The following is a 16777-nucleotide window of genomic DNA, read 5'->3' on the forward strand; positions in this document are numbered from 1 at the left end:
TAACGGCAGCGCGCGCAATGTACTCACTAGTCGCATCTGCTCAAACCACTTCATGATCTACTGCATCGACGCGCGATGCGCCGAAGACCAGAGAATTGACGACCAGCTGTCGCAAACTTGCTCTTTGGTCTCCCTGAGTGCCGGCGAGATCGTGCGTGGCTACGATCAGCGTTTCATCTGCTCCCCTTTTCGCGATGGAGTACCGGCAACGGATCGGATCGGGCAGCAAGTCGCCATGATGGGGGTACAGCAGCACGACGTTCGGGCAGTCGTAGAGCCTGCCATACGCCATCAACTGGTAGACGTCCGCCTGGCTGACGCCTTGCTTCGGATCGTCGATCCGCGGCGTCATGCGCTTCCACTTGGTGTCGATGATCAGCGCGATCCTCTCGCCCTGCCGAACGATGAGGTCCGGCCTTGTGCGGAACCGCCCGGTCTCGCCTTCGTAGAGACAGCTCCGATGGCCGCCTTGCGACGCCACACGAAAGCCCGTGCCGGCCAGCGCACGCGACAGGGTCCGTTCGATGTATGCTTCGAACAAGACGTTCATCTCGAAGAGCAGCGCGTGACCGTCGATGGTCCCCGCGCTCGTCTGCTGGTGCCGGTCGGATAGAAAGAGGCGCGCGAGAGACAGGAGATCCCGCCAACGACGATTTGTGCGGTCAAGGACGATCCGGTCCCAGCGGAGGGCGTTCGGAGGGACGTCGGCTACGTCGGCGTACACGAAGCTCAGTTCGCGCAGAGCGCGCTGGTTGTCAGGTGCACCGGACAGGCGCGACAGCTTGCTGACAGCCGCCCGCATAACCTGATTCAGAGCGATGTCGGGCGAAAGGGCATCGAAACGGCATGCGAGCTTTTGTGGCGAGACCGCGAACGTGGAGAACTGCCGTGTTACGTCCAGGCGTCCCCGAAGCGCAGGCAAGTCGTCTTCGTGTTCGAGGTAGTGGCGCGGCATCCCCTGCCGGACCGCGTCGGTGAGCTTCGCACAGAATAGACGGATCAGAAGTTCGAGCACGGTCTCGCGCTGCCAGCCAAGCTGTGTCATCGCGCCGGCTTCGATTGGCAGATCGTAGGTCACCGCAAGCATGTGGATCAGGCGCTGCCGGAGCACCGTATCCGACACCCCGCTCTCCCCGCCCCCCTCGATCTTTGGGAGAATCTCCAGTTGGCAGCCGGGGGTGGCAATGACGCCGACGACGCCACGCGCGCGTAGCCCCTTCCGTCCGTGTTCCAGAACACCCTCACCCCCGCGCCCGGAGAAGGTCGACGTCCTCGCGACCGCGGCAAGCCGGTCAGCCTGCGTCTCCGGGATCTCGGCGTTGCCGGACCCGTAGGCGATGCGCTCCCACTCGCGGATCGTGCGGCGGATCATGTCCCGACCAACTTGCTATAGTCGAAGCCCTCATCGATTGATCGGACCTGCCAGCGAAACCTGGCAACAGCATCGCCATCCTCGAGTCCCGGAGGCGGGTTCAGGATCGCACGCTTGAGGAAGCCACCTGTGATCGAACCTTCGCCCGGTTCCAGGTCGCCGAGCACCGCCGCGATCTTGGCCCATTCTTCGAAAAAGTACTCCGCGAGAAGCGGGATGACCTTGTGGCGCATGACCTCGTCGACATCGGCTTGCGAACGGCACGCGGTGAAGTAGGCATGACCGATTTGATGCTCCCGGTCGTAAAGGTACTCGATCCGCTCGTTGATCTTGGTGAGCAATTGCGGCAGGTCGATCCCGCATTTCTGACCAGCGTCTTCGAGGATGGATGCATCAGGCATCATTTCACCGAAGGTAAACCGCCGCCGGAGGGCAGTGTCGAGAAGCGCGATCGACCGGTCGGCGGTGTTCATTGTGCCGAGGATGTGCAAGTTGGACGGCACGCCGAATTCGTCCCCGGAATAGGGCAAGCGGACCCGCACCGCATTCGGCTGGTTGAGCCGCTTGTCGGCTTCAAGAAGCGTGATCAGTTCACCGAAGACCTTGGAGATGTTCGCTCGGTTGATCTCGTCGATAATCAGAACGAACTGATCGGGCTCGTCACCCCCGTCGTTCCTCTGACTGTTCATATAACGCTCGAGCGCCGGAATATTGAGCTCGCTGTCGTAGAGCAGATAAATCGACTGCTGCATAAAACCGCGGCTGTAGATCTCGCTGACCGCTACCCCGTCACGATCCATCCAGAGCCATCGTACCGCGCGCCGGTGGGCATAGCCCCCTTCCGGCCGTGGCTTGAACTCGTAGTCGCCGGCGAACTCCCCAATGGCACGGAACTGCTGGTTTCCCTTCGACACGATCACGATGTCGCCTTGCCGGACCCAGTTCCGGAATCGGAAGGGCATCTGAACCCATCCGGATCTTGCATCTATGTCGCCGCCGCCGTCTCGGTGGTCCTTGCAGGCCTCAAAGATCGCCTCACGGCTGGCGTACTTCTCATCGCTCCAGTCGATGTCGTCGAAGCCGAGGAGTGTGTAACCGCCCTCTATCGCTTCCTCGAACAAGTGCGCGTCCTCGGGATTGTTCGCTTCGCCGATCGACATCTTGAAGACCTGGCGGCCCTCCAACCTAATCATGTCATCACCCGATGAGCGCCCACGGCTGGTCTCCGCGCGCTTCGCGATCCGCCTGAATACCCCGTGGACCGTTTCGAGCCGGAAGCCGGCCGACTCCGCCTCACCTTCGCCGTCCGCTCCGATCATGGGCTGCCGACCTTCGACGAAATCTTCGTACGACATCGACTGGTGGAATGTGACGAACTCGATGCGCCCGGCCGTCACGAGCCTCTGGTAGACCGCCATGAGCTCGGCCCGATCCTGCGGCACCGGCTCGCCACACAGCCGCACTGCCTCCGCCGCTGTGGTGTAGGTCTTCCCGGTCCCTGGCGGCCCATAAAGGATGAGGTTGGTTGCGGACGCCGATATCGTCGTGCTCGCTTGGTCCATTGTGTCCGCTTCCGAGTTAGATCCAAGTTGGTAGGTGAATATTGTTGAGCTGCTAGGATTCGGCTCTGAAATCGCGGGCGGCGGGACCTTCGCAAGCTGCTGAAGCTTCTCGCCACCGAGAGTTTGGCAGATATTTGGGAAAGCGTTCTTTAGCCCCATTGCGCTGGCCAGATCTCCAGCACGTATGGTTACAGTCTTTAGGCGTTTCTCCCGAGCCGGCTCGATAAAGTAATTGAGTGCGCATAGTCTGATACGATCAGCGCCTGAAATTAGGTGCTCGTATCGTTCGGGCGCTTGAACAGGCTCATCCGCCTGATCAACGATAATGAAGCCGGAGTTGTGAAGCCTGGCAGCCGCGTCAGCTTTTTGGCCCCAACCACCATTCAGCTCAGTCTTTTTCAGGAGGTATCCAACGAGCGGCTTGCTGGGGAAGACGCGATTCTCACGGTCGTGGCTGGATCGCACCCAGTAGTCCCGCGGATCGCCGAAGTGGCGGAGTATTTCGCTTTCCTCGCCGTTCTTACTGTAGCGATCAAAGGCATCCATCGCCTCTTCGATCTCTCGCCTCGTGAAAACGCCCCGCGCCTCGACCTGTGTGGGAAGGCTCATCGTTGCGGGTTGCCAATGACTGCCATTGCTATTTCCGTCGATAACCACACCCGCTGCACGGCTCTGACTGTTGAACACATGATCGACGCCGAAACGAAAAAGTGCCGGATTCTCATCGGGGACGAGAATACCCTGTTCAACCAAACGGTCTCGTTCGGGCCTGTCGCGCTTCTTATTTGGGGATCCTTCCCGCATCGCGGTTGACCCCTGGCGAACAACGAAGCCAGATGGCACTGGCTTGCCGAAGGCGAGAGCCTGCTCTTTCTTGATTTGTAGCCAGCCGTCTTCAGGTTTTGTCATCTTTTTTCTTTAGACTCTGAAATCCACTGCATCCAATGCACAGAGCGTATTTACCAGCCGCATCTGCTCGACCGTCTCACACTTCGCCTCGCGCAGACGCGGCGCGCCGAAGACCAGCGCCAGCCCCTTGGCGCGCGAGACAGCCACGTTGATGCGGTTGAGGGAGAACAGGAAGTCCATCCCGCGCAGCGTTTCCTCGGCCGATGAGGCCGTCACGGAGACGAGGCAGACCGGCGCCTCCTGTCCCTGGAACTTGTCGACCGTGCCGACGCGGATGCCGGGCGGCAGCGCGTCGCGAAGGGCGTTCACCTGCGCGTTGTAGGGAGCGACGACGATGATGTCGGTCTCGCGCATGGGGCGGCGCGTGCCGTCCTTCTCCGTCCACTCACCTTGCAGAAGGTCGGCAGCCGCGGCCTGGATTGCGGAGACCTCCTCGGTCGAGACCTGCGCATTGCCCTCATGCGCGACCGGCACCCAGAAGGCCCCCGCCTCGGGGAACCGGGTGCTTCTGACGAGTTGGCGTGCCGTATCGGGGTGGCTGGTCAGCCGACCCTCGTAGACCTGCTCTGAGATGAAGCGGCAGACCTCAGGATGCATGCGCCGCGAGACAGGAAGGAAGATGCCGCGGTCCGGCGGGATCGTCGCGTGATCGCCCAGCGTCCAGTCGAGGCATGAGAGGTTCGCAGGCTCGGGGTGCGCGCCCTGGATCACCTGCGGCAGCTGACGCGGGTCACCGACCAGCACGATGTTGCGTGCGGCACGCCCCATGGCAACCATATTCGCGAGGCCGACTTGTCCAGCCTCGTCAACGAAGAGCCAGTCCAGAGACTGTTCGAGCTCCGGGCGCGAGAAGAAGAACGCAGTTCCGCCGACGACATGGGCCTCTGTCAGTACAGGGTCGTCGTTGGACGTGGCCCGCGTGATGCCGGCGAAGCCCTCGGGATAGCCGTCGTCTTCACCACTCACCCTGTGAGCGAGCTCGGCGTTCTCCAATGTGATGTCCGGGTCGTCTTCCTCAAGCGCAAGAAGACATCCCATCAGCACATTGCGAATGGCCTCGTGGCTGTTCGAGGCCACGCCGACACGGTACCCTTGCCGGACGAGAGACAGGATCGCCCGCGCCGTCACATAGGTCTTGCCCGTGCCCGGCGGCCCCTGGATCGGCAGCACGGTGCCGTCCATCGCGCCCACCGCCGCGATCGTCCCGGCCACGGGATCGGCTCCCTCCAGCAGGTCGGGTTTCGGGCCAGCTGTTAGGCGCGGGGCTGCGCAGGACAGGAGGTCGTCGATGGCGGTGAACCGGCGCGGCCCGCATTGATCCGCGATGACGTCACGCAGTGCCGCGGCGATGACGCCGGTATTGAGCGGCCAGTCCGGGTGCAGCGTGAGACGCTCGCCCAGCAGGTGCGCTTTCTTTGGTCCCGCCTTGAGAGTGATCTCTCGCCTCGTCCGGTCGAGAGCCGCAATGTCAATGGTGGTGGGCGGCCCGTCGACGACTGGCACCGTCGCCTTCTGCCCGCCCCGCAGCTTCGTCTCCTGGGGTGGGAACCGATATGTGCGCGCCATGGATCGCTTCTCCGGTTCGGCCGGCCCGAGAGCCTCGAGCCCGGCAAGCGCGTCGAGGTCGTCGATCAACTCGTCCTCGTCCTTGCCAGCGCTGTCGAACACCGCCCATTGCGCGGGTTTCGCCTCCCGCTTGTGGAACAGTCCGAGGTTGAAAAGCATCTGCTGGCGCTCGTCGGACAGCCCGGACGCGGCGAGCATGGCGCGCAGTTCTGAGGCGTCGGCATCCTCCGCCTCCTCTTTGTCGCCCGCATCGTCGGCCAGACGCGGCCAGGGGTCTTCGGGCCGGATCCGGACCAGCCAATCCCGGAGTTCCTCAGTGGAGATACAGTCTATGCGGTTGTACTCCTCGATCTCGTCGAGGATCTGCCGCTCGCCCGTCTCGCGCCAACGCTCGTAGGCGACCACCGACCCACCCGCCGTCTTCACCTCGCCGTCGCGCTTTCGGTCATAGAAGGCTTCCATCGACTTGATGGAATAGTTCGCCTCCGAGCAGATTAGTCCGCCGCGCACGACGGCGTAGAGATCGACAAACCGGCGCTCGCGCAGGAGCCGGTCGAGGAACGCCTCGCCGATCCCGTATTTTGTGGTCAGCCTACGCAGCGCGGTGATCTCGTAAGGCGCATAGTGGTAGATCCGCGCATCAGGGTAGGCGTCGAGCCGCGCCCGGAAGAAAGCCAGTAGCTCCGATAGGGCCTTCGCCTCGGCCTCATGGTCATGCGCCCAGAACGCGTGGAACTGCCCGTCGCACCACACGCCGTGAAGGTATTCGAGGCCGCCTTCGTAATGCGGATCGCCCTCGATGTCGTAGAAGATGTCGCCGGGCGCCGGCGCGGGTAGCAGGTCGAAGCCCTTGCCCGTCTCGGGCGCGCGCAGCTCGTAAGCAGGCGCCCCCGTCTTGCGGGCATGTTGAAGCCGCGCCTGGGTGACGAGCTTGGCCCGCGTGGTCTCCGCCATGCCGCGAATGGGGTGATCGAGGCGGGACAGCGCCTGCATGGTCGTGATCCCCGCCGCTTCGAGCTTCTTCACCTGTCCGCGGCTGATACCCGCCACATTGAAGAGGCTGTCCTCGGCGGCCCAGACGCTTTCGCAGTGGTCGGCCCAGCGGCACAAGGCGCAATCGGCGCAGGGGATGGGGCGCGTGTGCGACAGGTTCGCAACGAAGTTCTCCAGCCGTGCCCGCGCGCCGCGTGCATAGTGCACGTAATCTGAGAGGCGCAGGGTTGCGCGCTCCCCCGAGCCGAGTTCGACGTGGGCGAATTCAGGCGCCGCGCCCTGAACCTCGGCGAGAAGGTCGGAATAGAGCACGAGCTGGAGGACGTGTTTCGGATGGGGGCGACGCTTCAGCTTGGTGTCGGCGACCTCGTAGCTGAAGGGCCCGAGCGCCGAGGGGCGCGCGACGCGCTCCAGGAAATCCGACCAGCCGCCCCAGTTGCCCGACAGGAACGCGCCCTGAAAGACCACCTCTGAACCTTCGGTCAGCGCCACGCGCGTGGCCTCCGCATCGCGCGCCAGATTGCCGCGCGGGATCTCGACCACGGACCTGCCAGAAACCTTCAAACGCTCCAGATGCGCGGCCTCATGCGCGTCGCCCTGCTTCTGCAGAAGCGTAGCATCCTCGCTGTCCCCGCCCGGGTCTGGCCCTTCGCCGCGCAGGCGCATGAGATCAAGTGTCGTCGCATGGGCACAGCCCATGAACTGCATCAGGTCGCTCGCCGAGAATAGGATGTTGCCGCCGATTTCCCGCATGGGCTCCTTCAATCGTCAATGAGCGCAACCCGAACCGCGGAAAACGTCTCCTGATTGCAGCTTCTTAAATCATCCCGGTGGGTGTCAATAACTGTCGGCCTTTGCGCAGGTCCGGTGCCTGGAAGGGGTACGAACAGCCACGCCTCAAGCCTTCTTGGTATTTCCGCCACGGACGATCCGCAGGCTCTGCGGTGAAATCAGCGAAGCTCGCTTCCCCTTCGCCCCCATCCACAGAGAGAAGCCTTTCTCGATCAGTTCCGCAGCTTCATCGAGGGTCTTCACATAGACGGTGTGTTTGGCGTGATGCTTGGCGTTGCCATGGGCAGGGTCGCCAAGGCGGTAACCTTTCGACGTGAAGTCTGGTTCTTCCACAACGCCTTCACGTGGAGAAACTCGTTCGATCCTGATCACACGCCCACTCATGGCCATCCATCTTCCTTTCGAAGCTTCTGTCTGCCTTTCGCCAGTTCCTCTGCAGCGGTGAGAGAATCAGGTCGACAGGCAACAGATACCTTCTTAGCCTCCAAGGGTGTCAAAAATTGGCAGGCTGCGAGGCGCACATGTCCTTTTCCAAGGCTCAGGATCTGATCCGGCTCGCACAGTTGGCTGCGGCAAGACGCTGCGGGATCAGCCTCGAGGAGATCGCGCTGGAATTCGGAGTGTCCCACCGGACAGCGCAGAGGATGACCGACGCGCTGGAGGAAACCTTTGGAAACGTCTTGGCAGAGGATGGCGAGGACCGCAAACGGCGCTGGCGCCTGATCGATCCCGGCCTCGACCGCCTGCAACTTCGCCATGAAACAGGTGTGGAAGCCTTGGAGATCGCCGTTCGCGGGGCGGAGGCCGAGGGTCGGCTACGACATGCACGAGCCTTGGCTGATCTGCGCGAGGGGCTGCTGGCTCAGGCGCCCTCCCGATCCCGTATCGAAACCGACGCAGAGGCGGTCCTGGCCGCCATGGGGCAGGTCACGCGCCCCGGCCCGAAAGTCAGCGTCGAAACGGACGTGCTCGATGCCATCATCGAGGCACTGCGCGTCCCGTTTCGCCTGAGTGTGCGCTACAACCAGGACGACGCAAACCGCATCCTGGAACCACATGGCGTCTTGCTGGGCCACCGGACATACCTAGCGGCACGCGACCCCGCCAAAGCAGACGAGGTACGCAATTTCCGCATCGACCTGATCCGCGCTGCGGAAGTCCTCGACGAGAGCTTCCCGCTTCAGGAGGGTTTCAGCATCGTGGATTACGCTGCACGGTCCTTCGGGGTCTGGCAGGATCCCGAACAATACGGCGAGGTGATCTGGCGCTTCGCGCCTGAGGCAGCCGAGCGCGCCGCTGGCTTTCGCTTTCATCCGCGGCAAGTGCTTGAGCCGCAAGACGACGGCAGCCTTGTCGTGCGTTTCGAGGCAGCAGGCTGGCTGGAGATGACCTGGCACCTCTACCAGTGGGGGAACAAGGTCGAGGTCATTGCCCCGGAGCCGCTCCGCGCGATGGTTGACGGATACTGCCGGTCCGATTTCGGCGCGATGCCTTAAACGAGTATTTGAAATGGAGGAATTCGATGACGGACAGCCTGTCGTTTAGCGCTTTGAAGGAGAAGCAACGCGCGATCCGTGCAGCTTCCCCGAGACGATGGGCCTGCGCGTACACGGCTCCATCAGCTGGATCGGACGAGCCGAGGCGTGCGGCGACGATCACGATGCACGCTTCATCTTCCTCTGGATCGCTTTCAACGCAGCCTATGCGGACGAGCGCGAATTCCAGTGGGTTGCACCCGGGGAAAGGGCTGCGATCGTCGATTACTTTGGCAAGCTGGTGGCGCGCGATGAAGAGCGACGCGTTTACAGGGCGCTATGGCAACGGTTCTCAGGTCCAGTTCGGATGCTCATGGAGAACCGCTTCGTCTTCAACCCATTCTGGCAGCATCAGAACGGCATAGACGGGTTCGAGGATTGGGAGGAAAGGTTCCGGACCTCATCGCGCAGCTTTGCACAGGCGTTCCAGGCCGGCGACAGCGTTCGCGTTCTCAGCTTCGTCTTTGACCGGCTCTACGTGCTGCGCAATCGGCTGGTGCATGGCGGATCGACGTGGAACAGCGGCGTGAACCGAGCACAGGTCCGTGACGGCGCTGCGATACTCGGCTTCCTCCTCCCGGTCTTCGTGGACCTAATGATGGACAACCCGAAGGAGGATTGGGGCCGTCCCTTCTTCCCGGTGGTCGAGTAGCCAGACTGTCCACAGTTCATACGCTCAATAGTTCAATCAGCGGCGACTCTAGTTCTGCGTGAGTTCCGCACACCCCGCTGCAATCAGAGCGTCGGCACAGGCGTCCATCTCATCCGGGGAACGGGTCGGATCATCAGTCTCGCCCCGCGGCACGAAGAGCACGAGACCGGCCCGGGCCCGGGTAAGCAGCACGCGATAGCCATTCAGCCGAAAACGCTGTTTCTCAGGGTCTCGTGCAATCTGCCATCGAGGCGCACGCATCATCCTGGGCAGCCAACCCTGATCAGTCCAGATCAGGTCTCCGCCCCAACACAGGCACGCATAATCCAACTCGAGCCCCTGGCACCCAAACTCGCTCATTGGGGTCTCAAGCGCGCCAGCGCTGCGGAAATCCGTGAAGGGCTTCAAGAACCAGTGGCCGATGGGGTTCAACTCATTTGATCGCGGTGAAGGCGGCACTCCTTCGCCGACGAGGCGGACAGCACCCGAGCTGGCAAGCAGACCGACAGTCCGACTGCCCCGTCGCCGTTGACGAAGCCATTGCTTCGCGACGGCGAGGTCACGCGTCATCAGGGCTGGTGGGGCGTCCATTCTGGCGGCCAGGGCCTTCGCCTCCGCGATGTCGCCATCCAGAAGGCGCGCCACCCACTGCGCATGAAGGGGGTTTCGATACGCCCGTATGGCGTTTGACAGGTGCAGAGATGGCTCCCGTCGAACCTCGACACCGCCGAGCCCACCCTCAGCGAACATGCCGGAACCTGGAACGTCCGGCCCGCCGTCAAGCGCCTGGGGCGCGGCGACCACACGCCATCGACTGCCTGCGCTCTGTGCCGAGCGCAGCGCCTCCCCCCAGAGAGCGAGGCCGCCTTCGCCCCGATTGATCTCTTGGCCAGGACCAACCAGGCAGACGAGGCAGGCTTAGTCCAAGCGATCGAGGATCTCGAGAAAGAGTTCGGGCTCGGAGCTCGGCCGTCCCATAAGCTCCTTGCCTACTTCGGCATCCCAGGCACGCTGCGCCTCATCGAAGACGATCACATGCTCCGGCGGCGGAGCGCCGTCCGTGTGCTCCTTCAAATAGCCAAGGAGGTTCTGAATCGCTGCGTCAGCGAAACGTCGCGCCTCGGTCTTCGTCATTGCGCCACGCGCAGCACTGTCTTCCGCCAAGGCTTCGGTCAGCACATGGACCAGTGGGCGGTTACCCGAGAGAAGCGCCGCGGGACGGGTCCCCGATCGACTCTTGAGTGCGAGGTCCAAGCCCAGCAGGGTCTTACCGGCGCCAGGTGCGCCGGTTACGAAGCACACAACTTTGGCGCGCTACGCCTCTGCATCGGCGGCGATTTTCTGCAGCGCCGCGGCCGCAGCCTGCAACTCTGCATCGGCCGCGTCGCCGCGCCCAATATCTGCGATCTCGTGCCCAGCGTAGAGCGCCTGCGCAGCTTCGACGATGTTGGGAGTCGGTCGGTACGGCGAGTAGTCGAACCCATGCGCGTCAATCGCGGCAGCGTTCGGATCGACATGACTTTGCACGATCAGAAGCGCGTCTGCGAGCGTCGTCGCATTGGCCTCCATCAATGTGCCGACGCCTTCGACCAACGTCGTCGCCGGGGGCTTCGCCCGCGCCCGCTCAGCGCACAGGATCGGCAGGATCAGTCGCTGCTGCGACGCCTCGTGGAAATCGCTGAGCGATTGTGCATAGCGTTCCGTCTGGACCCGGTCAGCGCTCTGAAACGCCGTCGCGTTGATCTTGAATTCGATCACGCCGACGACGCCGGGCGCGAGAACAACCGCGTCGATCCGTTTTCCGAGCCGCAGCAGCGGGATTTCGAGAAGCGGCTGCCAGTCGTCGCAGAGCGAGCCTAGCTTTGCGAAACTTCCCTTCAGGATCTCGATTTCGCGCTCCCAGGCGCGAAGTTGCTCGGCCTCCGCGGCGGCGTGGAAGGCAACGTGGCGAGATGACAGCCTGCCGATGATCGCGTCATCGTCGGTGATGCGAAACTCTGATACAGGCGCAGCGTAGAATGAGCGTCCCGTGCGACGGCCGGAGGTTTGCGGCTGGTCAGCCTCGTCCAGGTCAGGGGATAAGCTCATTGCGTCCTAAGCCACTTCCTAAAAACCCATGAAGTCATAGGACTTAGCATAGGTCGCAAGTGGACGGAATCACAAGAGCAGCGATCTACAGAAGGCTACTACCTCGCCTGGTCTCGCATCACCGCGTAGTCTGCCAGCATCTCGGCGATTGCCGACCCTTCCGGCAGCAAGGTCAGTTCCTCCGCCGCCTGCGCCTGGAACTCCCGGCTGTATTCGACGACCGGCGGGCACATCCCGACGCCGGTGAGGTCAGAAGCGCCCGTCGCGCAGCCGCTCAGCAAGATCGTCGCGAGAACGAGGGCGACGCGCCGCCGCCTCGAGCATCCGTCGTTGCGCGTCATGGGTTTTCTCCATGGTTTCGAGCTGCTCGGCCAACCTCCCCGTGCGCTCGCCGGAGCGGCGCAGGGAAAGCAGGAACAGAAGGATCGCAAGGGCGGTGACGCCGTAGCGGAGTGCCGTGCGCGCCCATGCCGATCCGGCGAGCGTGGCGAGGAGGCCGCCGATCACCGCCGCCCCCGGCGCCAGTCATCGAGGCGCGCGTAGATCGTGACGGCGATGCCGCCGAGAGCAACCGCGATGAACACCCAGCGCAGGGTGTCGAGATAGGGGACGAGCGGCAGGATCGCGGTCTGGGTCTCGGTGAGCACCTGCTCCGCCACCTCGACTCCGGCCGCTCCGAGCGTCGCGACGCCCGCCGCGCCACCGCCCTTCATGGTCCGACTCCGCGCCAAGACCTCGCGCGCCGGCGGGGTCTCGGCCGCGAAGGGAACAGCACGTGCCGGGAACCGCTTGCCCCACTGGCGTGCGGGGCTGAGGTCGACATGGATAAACCCCGAGCGCGGATAGAAGCCGAAGCCGAGGAACCCGACCTCCCGCGCCGCGGCCTCGAAGGCCACCGGGTCATGGTTCGCCATGGCGATGTCGAAGGCGGCGCCGTCGAGGTGTTTCGACCGGATCGCGCCGCCGACAGCACGGTTGTGCTCGGGGCTGCGATAGGCGGAACGGACGATCAGCGGCTTGCCCAGCCGGTCGCGGAGCGCCTGCAGCTTGTCGAGCGCGGGCTCGTTGATGAGCAGCTTGCCAGTGCCCCGGCAGGCGATCTCAGCAGGGCTGAAATTCGGCCAGCGCCAGGTGCTCTCTAGCACGTCGCGCCAGTTGCGGTGGAAGGTCGTCGTCATGGGGTCCTCCGAAACGAAAAACCCGCCTCGTGGGCGGGTGCTGGTGGGCTGATGGATGGGATGGTGACGTGCTACGGACTACCGCCGAAGATCTTGAGCTTGATGGCGATGCCGGCGAGCAACGCCAGCATGACGCCGGTGGTGATCATACGAACGGCGGTTTGTATCGCCGTGCGGCGCACGATCCGGATGCAGCCCACCAGGGAGCGCAGGTCGCGGATGTCGAGCGCGGCCTCGTCGCCTTCCAGCCCGACATCGGCCAGCGCACGCTTCGCACCTACTTCCGCGGCGCGCGCCAAGATCGCCTCGAACTCGTGCTCCGGCATGCGGACGAAACCGTCTTCGGGTCTTTGGGGTGCCATGGCGCGCCTCCCTTAGCCGATTTTCGTGCCCCAGAAGGACGTGTGATCGGCGGCAAAATACCCGTCCGCGACCCGGAAATAGCCCTGCAGCTCAACGGTATCGCCCGCAGTCAGAGGCACCATGGTCTGCAGCCAAATGGCAGTGGCGAGCGAGACATGGGTGGCTGAGATTTCGCCGAGGGAGCCGCGGATTTCGGTGGTGCCGTTCAGCACGAGCCGCCCCCGCATGCGGGCCGTGGCGCTGGCGTTGATTTTGTAGAGCAGCGTCGCGCCGAACAGGTAGGTGCCTTCGACTGGCGCCACGAAGTGGTTGTTGGCGGCGTCGAAGGCGCCCTGGTCATTGTAGTCGGTGTTGTTGAGGCCGATCTTCGTCCAGGTCCCGACGCCGACATAGTTGTCGTAGTTCGTGTATGCCTTGAACCGCGGCAGCCGGGGCTGGTCGACGATGCCGGTTGCGTTGTCGACGCTGAGCCCGTCGAAGAAGGTGCTGCCGTCGGCGGAGACTGCCAGCCGGAAGCGGTCCGAGCCGAACAGCCCCACCAGCGCTTTGGTCACGAAGCCGGTCTGCAGGGTCAGCCCGAGATCGTCGCCCGGCGACTCCTTGTTCATGGTGTAGAACAGATCGCCGGTGCCGCCCTCGGCCACGGCCTTCGCGGTCCAGAGCGCGGCGTTCAGCTTGGCCGAGAACGGGTTCGACGCATCAGCTGTGGTGCCGACCCCGAGGAGTGCCATGTTCTGCAGCGCGGCCGGCGTCGTGCCGATCCAGCCGGACCCGTCGTAGACCAGCAGCAGCCCCTCGTCCTCGACCCAAGCGCGCCGCCGGTCCGGGGTGGCAGACGCAGCCACGCGCCGTCCGTCCAGAGCGCGACGTTCAGATCCCACCCCGCCCAGTCACCCGTCGCGCCCGTGCCGACGATGTAGCGATCTCCATCGGCAGGGCTTCCGGGCGGCGCGGTCAGGTGCCGGTCGAGCACGGAAAGCTGGATGAGCCCGTCGAGGATCCGCAGCGCCTCGTTGTGCGTGACGTGCTTCTGGGCCTGCGCCGCGAGGATGTAGGGCAGCAGGAGATGGGTCGTGGCGTCGGACATGGGCGGTCTCCAGAACGAAGAACGCCGCCTGCATGGCAGGCGGCGGATAATGGCGCGGCGATCGGCGGTGGCGGGCTACCCGCGTTCGGGCGTCTCCGCTGGAATGGCCGAGAGAACCGGATCGGGCTTCGGCGCGTCCCACTTTGCGGTCATCGCGGCCCAGCGATCGATCTCGGCCCGGAAGGCCGGATCGTCGATCCGCAGATGAAAGGTGTAGAGGCGATCCACGATCTCGCGCATCAACGCGCGCATCTCGTCGTCATTGATCCGCGAGACCTCGGACCAGGGTATGCGTCGGCCCACGGCGTCCTCCACGATGACGTCGCTGCCATCACCCGTGTGCGAAACGGGCGTGAGGCCGGCATGCAGGGTCTCGAGCTGCGTGTTTCGCACGCAGGCAACGGCCATCACTCTGGCAAGCTTGGCGGCAATCCGGTCTTCGTCCTCGGGGCGCATGGCCCGAGCCTAGGACGCCGATCGCGCATAGTGCCAGAACTCATTGCGCCACCTCATAAGCTCAGCGTGACGGTCTTGGGCGCGCCCCGCCCGACGAGGGCGGAGAGCTGGTAGATGCGGACGGTGAGGTTGTCGCCGGAGGCGAGCGGCGTTCCTCAGTCTGCGCTCTGCTGGGCGGCGGTGTAGACCGCGCTGGTGGTGGCGGTGCTCAGCATCCGCTTCACGGTGGCACCGTCGAGGATCTCCACTTCGTAGGCTTCCAGTTCCTCGGCCAGCGGCACCTCCAGCCCGCCCCAGCTGTCCGCCGCGAGCGCGCGGGACCGGCGGGTCCAGCGGATGGTCAGATCGCCGGGCGTGCGCGGCTTGCGCCACGGCTGCTCGACATGCGCGACCGAGAACGGCCGCAGTCCGATGCCCTCGGGCATGAAGGTCTGCGCCACATAGGTCTCGTCGCTGACCGGGCGGCTGGCAGGGCCAATGCGCCAGTTCCAAGGGATGCCGAGATCGGCCTCGGCGATCGGCAGCGACGCCAGCGCGGTGTCCAGCACGACGACCCGCGCGCCTGCCGGAGTCAGGTTGCCCATGGCATCCTCGGTCCCGCGCTGGCCGCGGAGGAGCCGAGCCAGCCGATACCGGCCGGGCGCCAGCAGTTCCGCCGCGCCCGCCTGCACGATCGCCGGGCGCGCTCTCGACGGCGAGCGCGTTGGCCCCTCCGAACAGCGTCAGGTCGGTCACGCTCTCCAGTGTCCCGGTGAGCAGTTCGACGACCAGTACATTGCCGAGGTCGAAGCGCGACGTGGGCCCCGCGTAGAAGTCCGAGACCAGCGTGCCGAGCCGGGCGCGGTTGCCAAACGTCGTCAGCAGCTCGAAGCCATCGGTCGAGGGACTGCGGAACACCGCCATCTCGCCCGGCCAGGGAACCGCGTGCGCGGCGACCATCGGCCGATGCGCGGGTTGCTCCTCGGTCAGCTGCGGCAGGTCCATCAGCACCGCATCCGGCGCGCCGAACACCACGACCCGCGTCAGCGACGCCGCGCGGGGATCGCCCGGCGGCAGATCGTAGGTCGCCCGGTCCTGGCGCACCGCCTCGATGCCGCGCGCCTCGGCATCGGCGATGGAAACGAGCCGCAGATCGACCAGCCGACTGTCATGGGCGAGCCGGATCGCGTCGGCCGGATCGAGCGCGAGGCGCGAGGGCGGCAGGCGGAACGCCGCCGTCTCGCGACCCACCCACGCCTCAATCAGCGCGCGTCGGCAGCGGCGTTCAGCCTCCTCGGGCGGCACCGCCATCGGGAAGGACTCGGAGGCGATCCGCGTGGTGTCGACGGTGATGCGCCGGGCTTCGACCTGCGCGGCCTCGTAATCCTCGTCAGCGCGAGCCACCTGCCACTTCAGCGCCTGCGGCAGTTCGGTCTCCTGGCCGCGGGTCAGTTCCAGCACGTCGCCCTCGCGGACGGCCACCAAGTCGTCGGGCGCGAGGGTGGCGACGGACGCCCGACCGCGCATGACGAAGCGGATCGCCCCCTCGGTCTCGACGGCGTCGAAGCCGAAGTGTCGCGACAGCGTGGTGATCGAGGCGCGCGGACTTTCCAGCGCCGTGATGGCGTAGCCTTCGACCGCGCCCCAGAGGCCGGTGACGTCGATCAAGGTCTCTGGCAGCCCGGCCCGCAGGCAGAGGTGCCGCACGAGCGCCGCCAGCGACACCGCTCCCAGCCGCCCGGTCAGCCAGTGCCCAAGCCGCCAGTTCGCCCCGTCCGTCCAGACGCCGGCCAGCGCCGGGAAGAACGGGTACGGCCGCGCGTCCCATGTCCAGGCGGCGCATTCGGGCACATGCACCATCCGGCCGCCGTAGACCGATGACAGCGGGTTGTTCGCGGCCTCGCCCCACCAGAGATACGTCGCCTCGAGATAGGCCCGCTGGATGGCATCGTCGCGCCAGCCCCGCGAGAAATGCGGCGTGAAGCTCTCCGAGGACTTCGGGTCGAAGAAGACGTTCGGCTGGTTCGTGCCCCGGTCGATGGCGGGACAGCCCAACTCGGTGAACCAGATCGGCTTGGACTCGGGCGCCCATGCCGTCGGCGTCGCGCTCTCCAACCCGCCCGGGCGGTCGTAGTGCGCGCTCGACCACCAGGCGCGCAGATCCTTGTAGCGGAAGACCCACGGCTTGGCCGCCGCGCCGTCGGTAATCGGGGTTCGGGCCTGCGCCATGAGGATGCCTCCTGTC

Annotated in this window: 11 protein-coding genes and 3 pseudogenes; 2 read left to right on the top strand and 12 right to left on the bottom strand. The window is 64.7% G+C overall.

Annotated features, from left to right (window positions below):
- Positions 1-40: 40 nt before the first annotated feature.
- The 4 genes from LZ686_RS11170 to LZ686_RS11185 form a co-directional block, all read right to left on the bottom strand.
- Positions 41-1372, bottom strand: a complete 1332-nt coding sequence (locus LZ686_RS11170) for an McrC family protein (protein ID WP_349547843.1) — start codon at positions 1370-1372, stop codon at positions 41-43.
- On the bottom strand, positions 1369-3843 hold the full coding sequence (locus tag LZ686_RS11175) for a DUF4357 domain-containing protein (protein WP_349547844.1): 2475 nt from the start codon (positions 3841-3843) through the stop codon (positions 1369-1371). The genes LZ686_RS11170 and LZ686_RS11175 overlap by 4 nt, the downstream gene beginning before the upstream one ends.
- 9 nt (positions 3844-3852) lie before the next feature.
- A complete protein-coding gene (locus LZ686_RS11180; RefSeq protein ID WP_349547845.1) occupies positions 3853-7155 on the bottom strand; it encodes a TM0106 family RecB-like putative nuclease in 3303 nt (1100 codons plus the stop codon).
- Positions 7156-7299: 144 nt separating this feature from the next.
- The gene (locus LZ686_RS11185; RefSeq protein WP_349547846.1) at positions 7300-7584 is read right to left on the bottom strand and encodes a hypothetical protein; all 285 of its coding nucleotides are present in this window, start codon (positions 7582-7584) and stop codon (positions 7300-7302) included.
- Between the two features lie 131 nt (positions 7585-7715).
- Here LZ686_RS11185 and LZ686_RS11190 point away from each other — a divergent pair, with 131 nt between their 5' ends.
- Positions 7716-8690 (top strand): helix-turn-helix transcriptional regulator, encoded by a 975-nt coding sequence (locus tag LZ686_RS11190; protein WP_349547847.1) that lies wholly within the window; start codon positions 7716-7718, stop codon positions 8688-8690.
- Positions 8691-8787: 97 nt separating this feature from the next.
- Positions 8788-9381, top strand: coding sequence for a hypothetical protein (locus LZ686_RS11195; protein WP_349547848.1), 594 nt, complete (start codon positions 8788-8790; stop codon positions 9379-9381).
- Between the two features lie 48 nt (positions 9382-9429).
- Here LZ686_RS11195 and LZ686_RS11200 read toward each other — a convergent pair.
- The 8 genes and pseudogenes from LZ686_RS11200 to LZ686_RS11240 form a co-directional block, all read right to left on the bottom strand.
- A pseudogene (locus LZ686_RS11200) lies at positions 9430-10683 on the bottom strand (DNA/RNA helicase domain-containing protein).
- Positions 10684-10695: 12 nt separating this feature from the next.
- Positions 10696-11469, bottom strand: a complete 774-nt coding sequence (locus tag LZ686_RS11205; RefSeq protein ID WP_349547849.1) for a hypothetical protein — start codon at positions 11467-11469, stop codon at positions 10696-10698.
- 98 nt (positions 11470-11567) lie between these two features.
- The gene (locus tag LZ686_RS11210) at positions 11568-11810 is read right to left on the bottom strand and encodes a hypothetical protein (protein WP_349547850.1); all 243 of its coding nucleotides are present in this window, start codon (positions 11808-11810) and stop codon (positions 11568-11570) included.
- 162 nt (positions 11811-11972) lie between these two features.
- Positions 11973-12647, bottom strand: coding sequence for a YcbK family protein (locus LZ686_RS11220; RefSeq protein WP_349547852.1), 675 nt, complete (start codon positions 12645-12647; stop codon positions 11973-11975).
- A 71-nt stretch (positions 12648-12718) separates the two neighbouring features.
- Positions 12719-13009: a DUF6127 family protein gene (locus tag LZ686_RS11225; protein WP_349547853.1), complete on the bottom strand. Its 291-nt coding sequence runs from the start codon at positions 13007-13009 to the stop codon at positions 12719-12721.
- 12 nt (positions 13010-13021) lie between these two features.
- Positions 13022-14097, bottom strand: a pseudogene (locus LZ686_RS11230) (DUF2793 domain-containing protein).
- Positions 14098-14172: 75 nt separating this feature from the next.
- Positions 14173-14553 carry a hypothetical protein gene (locus LZ686_RS11235; RefSeq protein WP_199257655.1) on the bottom strand — a complete coding sequence of 127 codons (381 nt, stop codon included), beginning with the start codon at positions 14551-14553 and terminating at the stop codon, positions 14173-14175.
- A gap of 53 nt (positions 14554-14606) precedes the next feature.
- Positions 14607-16758: pseudogene (locus LZ686_RS11240) on the bottom strand (baseplate multidomain protein megatron); the annotation flags it as partial.
- Between the last annotated feature and the right edge of the window lie 19 nt (positions 16759-16777).

This window comes from Paracoccus sp. NFXS7 (genome assembly GCF_040148865.1).
Classification (GTDB): domain Bacteria; phylum Pseudomonadota; class Alphaproteobacteria; order Rhodobacterales; family Rhodobacteraceae; genus Paracoccus; species Paracoccus marcusii.

Bases quoted from the DNA above. Each gene is read 5' to 3' on its own strand.
- LZ686_RS11220 (WP_349547852.1), bottom strand. From the start codon at position 12,647: ATGACGACGACCTTCCACCGCAACTGGCGCGACGTGCTAGAGAGCACC.
- LZ686_RS11180 (WP_349547845.1), bottom strand. From the start codon at position 7,155: ATGCGGGAAATCGGCGGCAACATCCTATTCTCGGCGAGCGACCTGATG.
- LZ686_RS11170 (WP_349547843.1), bottom strand. From the start codon at position 1,372: ATGATCCGCCGCACGATCCGCGAGTGGGAGCGCATCGCCTACGGGTCC.
- LZ686_RS11205 (WP_349547849.1), bottom strand. From the start codon at position 11,469: ATGAGCTTATCCCCTGACCTGGACGAGGCTGACCAGCCGCAAACCTCC.
- LZ686_RS11210 (WP_349547850.1), bottom strand. From the start codon at position 11,810: ATGACGCGCAACGACGGATGCTCGAGGCGGCGGCGCGTCGCCCTCGTT.
- LZ686_RS11190 (WP_349547847.1), top strand. From the start codon at position 7,716: ATGTCCTTTTCCAAGGCTCAGGATCTGATCCGGCTCGCACAGTTGGCT.
- LZ686_RS11175 (WP_349547844.1), bottom strand. From the start codon at position 3,843: ATGACAAAACCTGAAGACGGCTGGCTACAAATCAAGAAAGAGCAGGCT.
- LZ686_RS11185 (WP_349547846.1), bottom strand. From the start codon at position 7,584: ATGGCCATGAGTGGGCGTGTGATCAGGATCGAACGAGTTTCTCCACGT.
- LZ686_RS11235 (WP_199257655.1), bottom strand. From the start codon at position 14,553: ATGCGCCCCGAGGACGAAGACCGGATTGCCGCCAAGCTTGCCAGAGTG.
- LZ686_RS11225 (WP_349547853.1), bottom strand. From the start codon at position 13,009: ATGGCACCCCAAAGACCCGAAGACGGTTTCGTCCGCATGCCGGAGCAC.
- LZ686_RS11195 (WP_349547848.1), top strand. From the start codon at position 8,788: ATGGGCCTGCGCGTACACGGCTCCATCAGCTGGATCGGACGAGCCGAG.